The sequence below is a fragment of the Hydrogenophaga sp. genome, assembly GCF_030656115.1.
Taxonomy (GTDB): Bacteria; Pseudomonadota; Gammaproteobacteria; order Burkholderiales; family Burkholderiaceae_C; genus Hydrogenophaga.
Map to the genome: position 1 here is coordinate 1 of NZ_JAUSOO010000043.1, position 12,087 is coordinate 12,087.

Genomic DNA, 12,087 nt, shown 5'->3' on the forward strand with positions numbered 1-12,087 from the left:
GTGGGTGCCCATTCCCGCCCTGGCTGAAATACAGGTGGCGCTGGAGGCCGCCGTGGCCGATGTGACCGGCGTGGCCCCCGCCGAACTCAAGCGCATCATGCGCACCGGCACCGTGGCCAGCACCGACAACCGCAACTGGGAGCTGCTGCCCGACAACAAGCCCCAGCGCCGCTTTTCGCAATCGCGCGCCGTGGCACTGGACATGGAAAGCGCCACCATCGCCGCCAACGGTTTTCGCTTTCGCGTGCCCTACGGCACCCTGCTGTGCGTGAGCGACAAACCGCTGCACGGCGAGATCAAGCTGCCCGGCATGGCCAACCACTTCTACCGCGAGCGGGTCGACCAGCACCTGCGCATCGGCATCCGCGCGGTGGAACTGCTGCGCGAAGGCGGCGTGGGCCAGTTGCACAGCCGCAAACTGCGCAGCTTTGCCGAGGTGGCCTTTCAGTAAACGCCACCCGGCACAGACACCATGAACGACATTGCACAACGGCTGCAGAACGCCGCAGGCCTTGAACTGTGGCTGGCCACCGTGTTGGCCATTGCCGTGCTCACATTGCTGGCCAACCAGGCCGTTCGCGTGTTGCTCAAGCATGCGGCGCGCTGGGCCCAACGCACCGCCACCCACTGGGACGAAGCGCTGCTGAACGCCGCCAGCAAACCGCTGCGGCTGCTGGTGTGGCTCGTCAGCCTGGGCTGGATGGCGCGCGTACTCAACACCCACTGGCCCGAGCCCGAGCTGCTGGCCAGCGCGCTGCAGTGGCGCGACATCGGCATCATCCTCTGCGTGGCCTGGTTCCTGTGGCACTTTGCCGGCGAAGTGACGGAAACCAGCATCCGGCGCGGCACCCAAAGCGGCCACGACTTCGACGTCACCACCGCCATGGCCCTGAGCAAGCTGGTGCGGCTGGTGGTGTTCGTGGTCACCGCCATCACCGTGGCCCACACGCTGGGTTTTCAGATTGGCGGCCTGCTGGCCCTGGGCGGCGTGGGCGGCATTGCCGTGGGCCTGGCCGCGCGCGATCTGCTGGCCAACTTCTTCGGCGGCCTCACCATCTACCTCGACCGTCCGTTCAGCGTGGGCGACTGGATTCGCTCACCCGACAAAAGCCTGGAAGGCACGGTGGAATACATCAGCTGGCGCCACACCCGCATCCGAGCCTTCAACAAAAACCCCATCTACGTGCCCAACGCCGTGTTCACCACCATCGTGGTGGAAAACCCCTCGCGCATGAGCCACCGCCGCCTGAAAGAAACGCTGGGCCTGCGCTACCGCGACTTCGCGCAGGTTGAAGCCGTGGTGGCCGACATCAAGGCCATGCTGCTCGCCCACGAAGGCATCGACACCAGCCAGACGCTGATCGTCAACTTCACGGCCTTTGGCACCAGCTCGCTCGACATCCTGGTCTACGGCTTCACCAAAACCACCGTCTGGGTCGAGTTTCACGCCATCAAACAAGACGTGTTGCTGCGCATGGGCCGCATCGTGGCCGCGCACGGTGCCGAAATTGCGTTTCCGACCCAGACGCTGCATGTGGCCACGCCCGCGCCCACCGAGCCGCCACAAGACGGCCCCCCCACGGCGCCCCGCGCCTTGTTTGAGGATCCCGGGCAAACCCCGGCACCGCCGGTCAAGCCACCGTAACCTGCTTGGCCTTGGCCGACTTGCCTGCCGCCAGCGCCTGCGCTTGCGCGGCGCTCCAGGCATCGCCCCAGTGAACGATCTCCAGCCGCCCGTCTGGGTGCTCCACCAAGGCCGACAGGCTCTCCACCCAGTCGCCGTCGTTGCAATACAGGGTGCCGTCGATGGTGCGCATTTCCGGGCGGTGAATGTGGCCACACACCACACCGTCGTACCCCCGGGAACGGGCCTCTTGCGCCACCGCCTTCTCAAAGTCCGACACAAAATTGACCGCGGTTTTCACCTTGTGCTTGAGGTATTGCGACAGCGACCAATACGGCAAACCCATGCGGGCGCGCAAAGAGTTCAGGTGCCGGTTGAGCTTGAGGGTGAGCTCGTACAAGGTGTCACCCACATGCGCCAGCCACTTGGCGTACTGAATCACGCCGTCGAAATGGTCGCCGTGCATCACCCACAGGCGGCGGCCATCGGCCGTGAGGTGCACCGCATCGGCCGTGACCTCAATGTCGCCAAAACTGTGGCCCAGAAAATGGCGCGCAAACTCGTCGTGGTTGCCGGGCACAAACACCACGCGGCAGCCCTTGCGCGCTTTGCGCAACAGCTTTTGCACCACGTCGTTGTGTGCCTGCGGCCAAAACCAGCGCCGGCGCAGTTGCCAGCCGTCCACAATATCGCCCACCAAATACAAGGTGTCGCACGGGTTGCAGCGCAAAAAATGCAGCAGCGCCTTGGCCTGGCAACCGGGTGTGCCCAGATGGATGTCGGAGATGAACACCGTGCGGTAGCCCGACCGGCCATCGGTGTAGCGCTCCGGCTCGTTGTCGATACCGTCAGGGCTGTTGTCCATGTCGGCATCCCGTGCGCTGGGCATGGGTGGCATGGACATACCCGACACGGAAAGCCCCGTAGGGCTGAACGCCGTTCGCATCAGCACGCCCCCCAAAAACCCGCCCGGCGTGGCACCGGGTCCCGCCGTGCGGCCCATGCCATGGGCCCGGAAACGGCCTTGAACGTTGCACCGACACACCCGGCCCGGGCGGGCAGGCGTGTCTGCTGCGGTTGATGCTTGAACAGTACTTTCAAAAAAGCCCCTTGTGACCCATTGATTCCCGACCTGGACAGATTGTTGGCAGCACGCATGACAGACGGGTGACACTTGCATGAAACATGCTTCGCATCGCTCGGTCGGTGGTCATGTGCGACACCCGTAAACCCCCTCCCGCGCTGGCACAGGCGCGCGCCCCGCGAGAGCACCAACACGCTCTCAGGCCTGAACGGCCCAACCCGCCACACCGCGCCGGCGCTGCGGATCGACAGACCCGATGGCGCTCCACCAGCGGTCTTCCACCTGCTCCAGAATGCTGTGCCAGTCGCGCGCCAGCATGCTGCGGCGCGCCGCCAGCCGCATGGGGCTGTCGGGTTGCCAGCGGTCCAGCGCATCGCAGGCACGCCGCACAAACGCGTCTTCGTCGTGCAGCGGCGCCAGCAGCCCGTTATCACCGTGGCAGACCAGCTCCTGGGCGGCCGCGTGCTCGTAGGCCACAAACGCCAGGCCACTGGCCAGGGCCTCGGGCGTCACGTTGCCAAAGGTTTCGGTGACGCTGGGAAACAGAAACAGGTCGGCACTGGCGTAGGTGGTGGCCAGCTCCAGGCCGCTTTGCATGCCCAGCATGATGGCGCTGGGGCAGCGCCTGCGCAGCTCGTCCGCGCTCGGGCCGTCGCCCACCACCACCAGCCGCAGCCGCGCTTGCTGCTGGGCCATGGCTTGGTATGCCGTGATCAACAAACCCAGATTTTTCTCAGCGGCCAAACGGCCCACGTACAGCAACACCGGGTCAGAGGGCTGCACACCCCAGCGCTGTCTCACGCCCGCATCGCGGCGCGCCGGGTCAAAGCGCCGCGTGTCCACCCCGCGCCCCACCACCGACAGGCGCTCAAAACCCAGCTGCGCCAACTGCTCTCGCAAGGCCTCGGTGGGCACCATGGTCAAGCCAGCCTGGTTGTGAAATTTGCGCAAGTAAGCGGCAATCGTGCGGTTGAGCCAGCCCAGCCCGTAATGCGCGCTGTAGGCGTGAAAGTTGGTGCGGAACTCCGAACTCACCGGCAGGCGCAGCTTGCGCGCCGCCTGCAGCGCCGACCAGCCCAGCGGCCCCTCGGTGGCAATGTGAACCAGATCGGGCCGGCGCTTTTGCCAGGCCGCCACCAGCGCCGACTTGGCAGGAAGCCCCAGGCGCAGCTGCGGGTAACGGGGAATGGGCAAACCGCGCATGAGCATTTCTTGCAGGCCCTCGCTGTGCTGAGCCTGCGGCGACGGGGTCTGGCGTGGCCGCACCAGCTGGATTTCGTGCCCGCGCGAGATCATGCCCTCCACCAACTTCGCCAGTGACAGGGCCACACCGTTGATCTCGGGCGGGTAGGTTTCGGTGACCACCGCCACGCGCAAGCTGCGTTGAGCGGGCAGCAGGTCGGTGAGGTCCACCACGGCTTCGTTGGCTGATTTCATGCCGAAATGGTGGCCGCTGCACATAACAAGCGCGTGACAAATCCCCCAGCGGCACGGCCGACACCGGCATGACAAGCGGTGCGTTGTCACACCGTTTTCATGGCCAGCTCTGAAGATGGTCAAGCCCCGGGCTTGAACGCGGCAGACGGCAACGGTGCGAAACACGCACCGATCCATGTCGTTTGCCCAACCAGGTGCCCAGGGAATTCCACCTTTTCCGACCCACTCTTTGACTCAAGGACAACCGACGTGAACGCTTTCCTGGAAACACTGCGCACCCTGCGCTGGGACGACCACCGCTACTACCACCACCACCGCATCAACCAGGCGCTGCACCTGGTGAGCGCGCTGAGCTTTTTGGTGGCCTACGCCTGGCTGTTGGTGGACCCGGTGGTCTCGGCCCTGATCGCCTGGCTGGTGTCCATGGTGACGCGCCAAGCCGGCCATTTCTTCTTTGAGCCCAAGGGCTACGACCACGTCAACCAGGCCACGCACGAGCACAAAGAATCCATCAAGGTGGGCTACAACCTGTTCCGCAAAGTGGTGCTGATGGCCTTGTGGGCCGCCGTGCCGGTGGTGCTGCTGGTGTCGCCCGATGTGTTTGGCACCATCGAGCCACACACCGACTGGAACGGCTTTGCACGCGACGTGGGCGCCGCCTGGCTGTTCATTGGCGTGGGCGGTTTGCTGTTTCGCACGGTGCACCTGTTCTTCATTCAAGACGTGCGCACCGGCCTGGCCTGGATGACCAAGATCATCACCGACCCTTTCAACGACGTGGTGCTTTACCACAAGGCGCCGCTGTACCTGCTGCGCGGCGAGTTGATCGACCCGGCCTACTACGGCCAGCGCGGCTGAGCCTGGCTGCGCCAGCGGTTCCGATTTTGACAAGCGCGCAGTGCCCCCACCCCAACCCTCCCCCAGAGGGGGAGGGAGCAAATCCCCCCCGCGCTGCGTACCCTGCCGCCCACAGATGGCGCCTTCCCCCGCTGGCGCAAGGCTATAACCGGGCTGCCTTACTCCGTCCCCCGCTGGCACAAGACTGGAACTGGGCTGTCTTACTCCTTCCCCCTCTGGGGGAAGGTTGGGATGGGGGCCCGCGTGCAGCACATGTGCCAGATCCATGGTGTCTTGTTTTTGCTGACCGTATCAACATGAGACGTGCTGCGATAGCGCCGCACGCCTTGGCACCCTGTTCAGCCTGCGTCGGCCCGGCCCAGCAGCCGGGCCACCACCTCGCGCAAAATGCCGCGCCGGATGGTTTTGTTGCTCTGGCCTTGAACCGGCACCCACCAACCCTGCGCCTGCATGTCGTGACCGGCCTGCACGCAGCGCGCCAGCACCTCGTCAAAGTCGGCATCGCTGAAGTTCAAGCTGAAAATCAAGCGCCCGGTGCCCACCCAGCTCAGGGCCAGGCCGCGCCAGCGCATCTGGTATTGCAGCATCCAGTTGTATCGCGAGGGCTCGGTGTAGCTGATGGTCCAGATGCTCAGCATGTTGGCTGCGCGCATGGGCAGGCCCTCGGCCTGCATGGTGTCGTTGAAGCGCTGCGCCCGTGCGTTCCAGCGCTCTTCCTGGCCGTCGTAAAGGGCTTGCACCTCGGGCGTGTCCAGGCGGCGCAAAAAGGCATTCATGCCGCCCATCACATACGGGTGTGCGTTGAAGGTGCCGCGCGCAAAGCACAGATCGGCGGGCCGCTCGGACCGAAAACGCCGCATCAGTTCGTGGCGGCCACACACCACGCCCACCGGGTAACCCCCGGCCAGGGTTTTGCCGTAGGTCACCAAATCGGCCTTGACGCCAAAGTATTCCTGCGCGCCGCCCGGTGCCAGCCGAAAGCCCAGAAACACCTCGTCAAAAATCAGCACAATGCCGCGCTCGGTGCAGACCTCGCGCAGGCGCTTGAGCCAGGCGGTGTACGCAGCCTTGTCGTAGTGGGCGCTGCGGCTGCTGTCCACCAGCGCCGAATCGGCGGGCGCGGCGCGGTTGGGGTGCATGGCCTGCAGCGGGTTGATGAGCACGCACGCAATGTCTTTGCGCCCGCGCAGCACCTGCAGGCTGCGCTCGCTCAGGTCGGCCAGGGTGTAGGTTTCGCGCGGCGGCAGTGGGTTGCCGGGGCCGGGCTGCACGTCTTCCCACCAGCCGTGGTACGCGCCACAAAAGCGCACCAGGTGCTTGCGCCGCGTGTGGTAGCGCGCCAGGCGCACCGCCTGCATCACCGCCTCGGTGCCCGACATGTGGAACGACACCTCGTCTTGCCCCGAAATGGCGCGCAGCCGCGCGATGTTGTCGGCCACGCACGGGTGGTAGGCGCCCAGCACCGGCCCCAGCGCCTGTCCCAGCTCGGCCCCCTCGGCCATGGTTTCTTTGTAAAAGTCCACCCCGAACACGTTCACGCCGTACGAACCCGTCAGGTCGATGAAGCGGTTGCCGTCCAAGTCGGTCAGGCTCACACCGTCGGCCGACTGCACAAACGCGCCCACCTTCAGCCGTGTGCTCACGATCGGGCTGAACTGAAACGGCACCCGGTACTGGCCGGTGAACTGCAAGTCCGCCAACCCTTCGCGGGCTTGCGCCGTCAGCGCCAGCGTCTTGGCGTAACGCTCGGCAAAGCCGGCGCAGAGCAGCTCAAACGCCGCCCGGCGCTGCTGCGCCACCGCGTCGGGCACACCGTCGCAATTGAAGAAGCGCTCCTCGTCGTAAGCGTAGCCCGGCAACAGCCGCGCCACGCGTTTGGCCATGCGCGAATGGCCGGCGAGCGAGCGGTGCTTGGCCCGCGACAGATCGAGGCGGCGCTTGATGGACGGCAGCGCCATGGCCGCCAAAGCGGCGGGGATTGCGTATTCCAGAACGGACATGAACGTTGACTTTCTTTTGATTGCAATTCCGCTTTTTTATTTCACACCCATGACACCCGCATGAATGCCCGCACCCGACTCCAAAACACCCTGCAGCGTCTGGCGCTCAACGAAGACCTGAACTTTCTGCTCACCAACCGCGTGCCGCGCATCGCGCTCACCCGCTTCATGGGCCGCTGGAGCCGCATCCGCCACCCCTGGGTGCGCGACCTGTCCATGGCGATCTGGAAAACCTTTTCCGACCTGAACCTGAGCGAAGCCCGCAAAACCCATTTCGAGAGCCTGCACGACTGCTTCATCCGCGAGCTGAAACCGGGCCTGCGCCCCATCGACGCCCGCCCCGGCGTGCTCACCAGCCCCAGCGACGGCATCGTCGGCGCGTTCGGGCGCATCGACAGCACGCCCGACGGCGCCGACGCCCAGCTGTTCCAGGCCAAGGGCTTTCCGTACCGGCTGCTCGATTTGCTGGGCGACGACGCGCGCGGGCGCGCACTGGCGCAGCAACTGCAAGGCGGCAGCTTCATCACACTGCGCCTCACCTCCAGCATGTACCACCGCTTTCACGCGCCGTGCGACGCCACGCTGGAACACGTCACCTACATCAGCGGCGACACCTGGAACGTCAACCCCATCGCCCTCAAGCGCGTCGAGCGGCTGTTTTGCCGCAACGAACGCGCGGTGCTGCAGCTGCGCCGGCCCGACGGCGGGCTGCTGGTGCTGGTGCCGGTGGCGGCCATTCTGGTGGCCAGCATGCGGCTGCGCGCGCTGGACGTGCCGCTGAACCTGCGCTACCGAGGCCCCAACCAGTTGCCCTGCGCCGCCCACTACCGCCAGGGCGAAGAAATGGGCTGGTTCGAACACGGCTCCACGATTTTGGTGCTGGCCCCGCCCGGCCTGGAGCCCGCACCCGGCCTGAGTGACGGCCTGCGCCTGCGCATGGGGCAAGCCCTGCTGCAGCACAGCGCCGCCCACACCCCGACATCGCCAGCGCCCTCGCCATGACCCGCGTCGATCTGATCTATTTCAACGCCGGGGGCGGGCACCGCTCCTCGGCGCTCGCGCTGCAAGCGGTGCTGCGCGAACCGCCCCACGCCTGGGACGCCCGCCTGGTCAACCTGTTCGAGGTGCTCGACCCCGCCGACCACTTCCGCCGCATCACCGGCAAAGCCCCCGAAGACTGGTACAACCAGCGGCTCGCCCGTGGCTGGACGCTGGGCATGGCGCAAGAACTGAAACTGCTGCAAAGCCTGATCCGGCTGGGGCACCACAGCCTGGTCAGCCGCCTGCAAGCGCACTGGAACGCATCGCGGCCCGAGCTGGTGGTGTCGCTCATTCCCAACTTCAACCTCGCGCTGTGCGAGAGCCTGGAAAGCACCCTGCCCGGTGTGCCGTATGTGACCGTGCTGACCGATCTGGCCGACCACCCGCCCCATTTCTGGATCGAATCCCACCCGAAACAGCATGTGGTTTGCGGCACGCCGCGCGCGGTAGAACAGGCCCGCGCCCTGTGCCACCCGGCGCAGCGCATCCACGCCACTTCGGGCATGGTGCTGCGCCCCGAGTTCTACCAACCGGCCCTGTGGGACAAAGCCACCCGGCAGCGCCAACTCGGCCTGGACCCAGCCCGCCCAACCGGCCTGGTTCTGTTCGGCGGCCACGGCTCCCAAGCCATGCTCGGCATTGCCCAGCGGCTGGCCGACACGCAACTCATCTTGGTCTGTGGGCACAACACCGCGCTGGCCAACCGGCTGCGCGCCCTGCCCGCCAGCGCACCGCGCCTGGTGGTGGGCTTCAGCACCGACATACCCGGCACCATGCAGCTGGCCGACTTCTTGATTGGCAAACCCGGCCCCGGCAGCGTGAGCGAAGCCGTGCAACAAGGCCTGCCCGTGATCGTGGTGGACAACGCCTGGACCATGCCGCAAGAGCGCTACAACGCCGAATGGATTCTGGAAAACCAGGTCGGTCTGGTGCTGAAAAGCTTTCGCACCGTGCACCGGGCGGTGGCCCACATGGTGGACGCGCTCGACACCTACCGCGCACAGGTGCGGCGCATCCGCAACCGGGCGCTGTTTGAAGTGCCCGACATCCTCAGCCGGGTGCTGCAACAGTCGCGCGACGAGAACCCCGACACCCCGGCGCAGCGGGCTGAGCCGTTGCAAGAACGGTGAACACCGCGTTCCTTCAGCGCGTTCCTTTAAGCTCCCGGGGTTGTCTCTCTAGCGAACCCTTTCCATGCTCACCGGCGAACTCAAAAGCAAAATCGACCAGATCTGGAACGCCTTCTGGTCTGGCGGCATCGCCAACCCCATCGAAGTCATCGAGCAAATCACCTACCTGCTCTTTTTGCGCCGGCTTGACGATCTGCACATCCTCGAAGAAAACAAGGCCAACCGCCTGGGCCGCCCCCTGGCGCGCCGCGTGTTCCCCTACGGCCACGACCCCAAAGGCCGCCACTACGACACCCTGCGCTGGAGCCGCTTCAAAAACGAAGCCCCGGCCGAGATGTTTGAAACCCTGAGCGAACACGTCTTCCCCATGCTGCGCACGCTGGGCGCCAACGGCCAGAACGGTACCAACACCCAGAGCAGCGACGGCTCCACCTACGCGCAGCACATGAAAGACGCGCGCTTCACCATCCCCACGCCCGCGCTGCTGTCCAAGGTGGTGGACCTGCTCGACGCCGTGCCCATGGACAACCGCGACACCAAGGGCGACCTGTACGAATACATGCTGGGCAAAATTGCCAGCGCGGGGCAAAACGGCCAGTTCCGCACGCCGCGCCACATCATTCAATTGATGGTGGAGATGACCGCGCCCACCCCCACCGACACCATTTGCGACCCCGCCAGCGGCACCTGCGGTTTTTTGGTGGCAGCGGGCGAACACCTGCGCACGCACCACGCCAGCCTGTTTCACGACCCCGCGTTGAACCAGCACTTCAACCACGGCATGTTCCACGGCTACGACTTCGACAACACCATGCTGCGCATCGGCAGCATGAACATGCTGCTGCACGGCGTGGAAAACCCCGCCATCACCTACCGCGACTCGCTCGGCCAGCAGCACGGGCTGGAAGAAAACCGCTACAGCCTGGTGCTGGCCAACCCACCCTTTGCGGGCAGCCTGGACTACGAGAACGTGGCCAAAGACCTGCTGCAAACGGTGAAAACCAAAAAGACCGAGCTGCTGTTTCTGGCCCTGTTTTTGCGCCTGCTCAAACCCGGTGGCCGGGCGGCGGTCATCGTGCCCGACGGCGTGCTGTTCGGCAGCAGCACCGCACACAAAACCCTGCGCAAGATGCTGGTGGAAGACCACAAACTCGACGCCATCGTCAGCCTGCCCGGCGGCGTGTTCAAACCCTACGCGGGCGTGAGCACCGCCATCGTGTTCTTCACCAAAACCAACAGCGGCGGCACCGACCACGTGTGGTTTTACGACCTGCAGGCCGACGGCTGGAGCCTGGACGACAAACGCCAGCCCCTGCTGAGCGAAGACAAACTGGGCACCCGCCCCCCGCAGCCACTGACCGAAGCCGAACACGCCAAAAACAACCTGCCCGACGTGCTCCAACGCTGGCAGTCCCTGACCCCGAACCCGAGCCCGTCTTCACTCCCTCTCCCCCTGGGAGAGGGCGGGGGTGAGGGCTCCCCGCCTCCCGAATCCCACCGCCCCCGCACCGCCCAAAGCTTCCTCGTCCCCAAAGCCGATATCGCGGCCAACGGCTACGACCTGAGCCTGAACCGCTACCGCGAAGTGGTGCACCAACAGGTGAACCACCGCGCGCCCGCCGACATCTTGACCGAGCTGGCGCGGCTGGAGGAAGAGATTGCGCAGGGGACGAAGGCGCTGGCGGAGATGTTGAAGTGAGCGCATCCGTTGCGATGTCCACGCTCGCCAAGGCGGCGCAGATCAACCCGCCACTGAACGCAAAACTGCCTCTCGACGAGCCCGTCTGCTTCGTTCCGATGGCTGCTGTCAGTGCCGAAACGGCCCGTGTCGAAAGCTCAACAACGCGGCCCTATTCCGAGGTCAGCAAGGGGTACACACCTTTCCTGTCGGGCGACATTCTTTTCGCCAAGATCACTCCGTGCTTTGAAAACGGCAAGATCGCACAAGCGCTTTTGCCGCTCCATCAGGGCTTCGGATCCACCGAGTTTCACGTCATTCGTCCAGTTCCGGGCGTGAGCGATGGCCGCTACCTCCATCACTTCCTGCGATTGGAGCATGTGCGCAGCGAAGGTCAACGGCGCATGACCGGCAGCGGGGGCCAGCGGCGTGTGCCAGCGAACTATCTGACCGAGCTGGCGATCCCGCTCCCACCCCTCCCCGAACAACGCCGCATCGCCGCCATCCTGGACCAGGCCGACACCCTGCGAACCCAGCGCCGCGCTGCCCTCGCCCACCTCGACAGCCTCACCCAGTCCCTCTTCCTCGACATGTTCGGCGACCCGGTGATCAATCCAAAGGGCTGGCCTGTTGTGTCGCTCACCGATATTTGCCACGGCTACAGCGGCGGTACGCCATCAAAAGCGAATAACGCCTTTTGGGAAGGCCCAGTGCCTTGGTTCAGCGCCAAAGACATGAAGGCAGCAGACCTCTTTGACTCTGAAGACCACATTGCTGAAACAGTCCCCACAACGACCACGCTCAAGCTCCTCCCCAAAGACACGGTAGCTATCGTCGTGCGCGGAATGATCCTCGCCCACACGTTTCCTGTGTGTGTCTTGCGCGTTCCGGCCACGATCAATCAGGACCTGAAAGCGCTGATTCCGCGACAGCCCATCGACGCGCAGTTCTTGGCTGCTTGTTTGCGCAGTCAGTCAGGGTTCGTTTTGGAACAAGTGTCCGAGGCTGGTCACGGTACGAAACGCCTGGATTCACAAGGTCTCCAGAAAATTCGCGTCTTGCAACCAGAACCCTCACTCCAACAAACCTTCGCCACCCGCGTCCAAGCCATCGAAGCCCTGAAAACCCAACACCGCGCCGCGCTGGCCGCGCAAGACGCGCTGTTCGCCTCGCTGCAACAGCGCGCCTTTGCCGGCACGCTGTGAACCACGTCAAGACGCTCAAAACACCAAAAA

At 65.0% G+C, this 12,087-nt stretch carries 9 protein-coding genes and 1 pseudogene; 7 read left to right on the top strand and 3 right to left on the bottom strand.

Annotated features, from left to right (window positions below):
• Both Q7J58_RS05730 and Q7J58_RS05735 read left to right on the top strand, forming a co-directional pair.
• Positions 1-451 (top strand): annotated as a pseudogene (locus Q7J58_RS05730) (AMP nucleosidase); the annotation flags it as partial.
• Between the two features lie 21 nt (positions 452-472).
• Positions 473-1,645, top strand: coding sequence for a mechanosensitive ion channel family protein (locus Q7J58_RS05735; protein WP_304824682.1), 1,173 nt, complete (start codon positions 473-475; stop codon positions 1,643-1,645).
• Here Q7J58_RS05735 and Q7J58_RS05740 read toward each other — a convergent pair.
• Together Q7J58_RS05740 and Q7J58_RS05745 are read right to left on the bottom strand one after the other, a co-directional pair.
• The gene (locus Q7J58_RS05740) at positions 1,632-2,489 is read right to left on the bottom strand and encodes a UDP-2,3-diacylglucosamine diphosphatase (RefSeq protein ID WP_304824798.1); all 858 of its coding nucleotides are present in this window, start codon (positions 2,487-2,489) and stop codon (positions 1,632-1,634) included. The genes Q7J58_RS05735 and Q7J58_RS05740 overlap by 14 nt on opposite strands.
• A gap of 417 nt (positions 2,490-2,906) precedes the next feature.
• Positions 2,907-4,145, bottom strand: a complete 1,239-nt coding sequence (locus Q7J58_RS05745) for a glycosyltransferase family 1 protein (protein WP_304824685.1) — start codon at positions 4,143-4,145, stop codon at positions 2,907-2,909.
• 249 nt (positions 4,146-4,394) lie between these two features.
• On the opposite strand from Q7J58_RS05745, the gene Q7J58_RS05750 reads away from it, so the two are divergent.
• A complete protein-coding gene (locus tag Q7J58_RS05750) occupies positions 4,395-5,003 on the top strand; it encodes a hypothetical protein (protein ID WP_304824688.1) in 609 nt (202 codons plus the stop codon).
• Between the two features lie 338 nt (positions 5,004-5,341).
• Here Q7J58_RS05750 and Q7J58_RS05755 read toward each other — a convergent pair whose 3' ends face one another.
• Positions 5,342-7,003, bottom strand: a complete 1,662-nt coding sequence (locus Q7J58_RS05755; protein ID WP_304824691.1) for an aminotransferase class III-fold pyridoxal phosphate-dependent enzyme — start codon at positions 7,001-7,003, stop codon at positions 5,342-5,344.
• 60 nt (positions 7,004-7,063) lie between these two features.
• Between Q7J58_RS05755 and asd the strand changes: the two genes are divergently transcribed.
• The 4 genes from asd to Q7J58_RS05775 all read left to right on the top strand — a co-directional run bounded on the left by asd (position 7,064) and on the right by Q7J58_RS05775 (position 12,057).
• The gene (gene asd / locus Q7J58_RS05760) at positions 7,064-8,005 is read left to right on the top strand and encodes an archaetidylserine decarboxylase (RefSeq protein WP_304824694.1); all 942 of its coding nucleotides are present in this window, start codon (positions 7,064-7,066) and stop codon (positions 8,003-8,005) included.
• Positions 8,002-9,174, top strand: coding sequence for a glycosyltransferase (locus tag Q7J58_RS05765; protein WP_304824697.1), 1,173 nt, complete (start codon positions 8,002-8,004; stop codon positions 9,172-9,174). The genes asd and Q7J58_RS05765 overlap by 4 nt, the downstream gene beginning before the upstream one ends.
• 64 nt (positions 9,175-9,238) lie before the next feature.
• Positions 9,239-10,873 (top strand): class I SAM-dependent DNA methyltransferase, encoded by a 1,635-nt coding sequence (locus Q7J58_RS05770; protein ID WP_304824700.1) that lies wholly within the window; start codon positions 9,239-9,241, stop codon positions 10,871-10,873.
• Positions 10,870-12,057 (top strand): restriction endonuclease subunit S, encoded by a 1,188-nt coding sequence (locus Q7J58_RS05775; RefSeq protein WP_304824703.1) that lies wholly within the window; start codon positions 10,870-10,872, stop codon positions 12,055-12,057. The genes Q7J58_RS05770 and Q7J58_RS05775 overlap by 4 nt, the downstream gene beginning before the upstream one ends.
• The last annotated feature ends 30 nt before the right edge of the window (positions 12,058-12,087 follow it).

Coding starts and splice junctions, on each gene's coding strand:
- Q7J58_RS05735 (WP_304824682.1), top strand. CDS start 473: ATGAACGACATTGCACAACGGCTGCAGAACGCCGCAGGCCTTGAACTG.
- Q7J58_RS05740 (WP_304824798.1), bottom strand. CDS start 2,489: ATGGACAACAGCCCTGACGGTATCGACAACGAGCCGGAGCGCTACACC.
- Q7J58_RS05745 (WP_304824685.1), bottom strand. CDS start 4,145: ATGAAATCAGCCAACGAAGCCGTGGTGGACCTCACCGACCTGCTGCCC.
- Q7J58_RS05755 (WP_304824691.1), bottom strand. CDS start 7,003: ATGTCCGTTCTGGAATACGCAATCCCCGCCGCTTTGGCGGCCATGGCG.
- asd (WP_304824694.1), top strand. CDS start 7,064: ATGAATGCCCGCACCCGACTCCAAAACACCCTGCAGCGTCTGGCGCTC.
- Q7J58_RS05765 (WP_304824697.1), top strand. CDS start 8,002: ATGACCCGCGTCGATCTGATCTATTTCAACGCCGGGGGCGGGCACCGC.
- Q7J58_RS05770 (WP_304824700.1), top strand. CDS start 9,239: ATGCTCACCGGCGAACTCAAAAGCAAAATCGACCAGATCTGGAACGCC.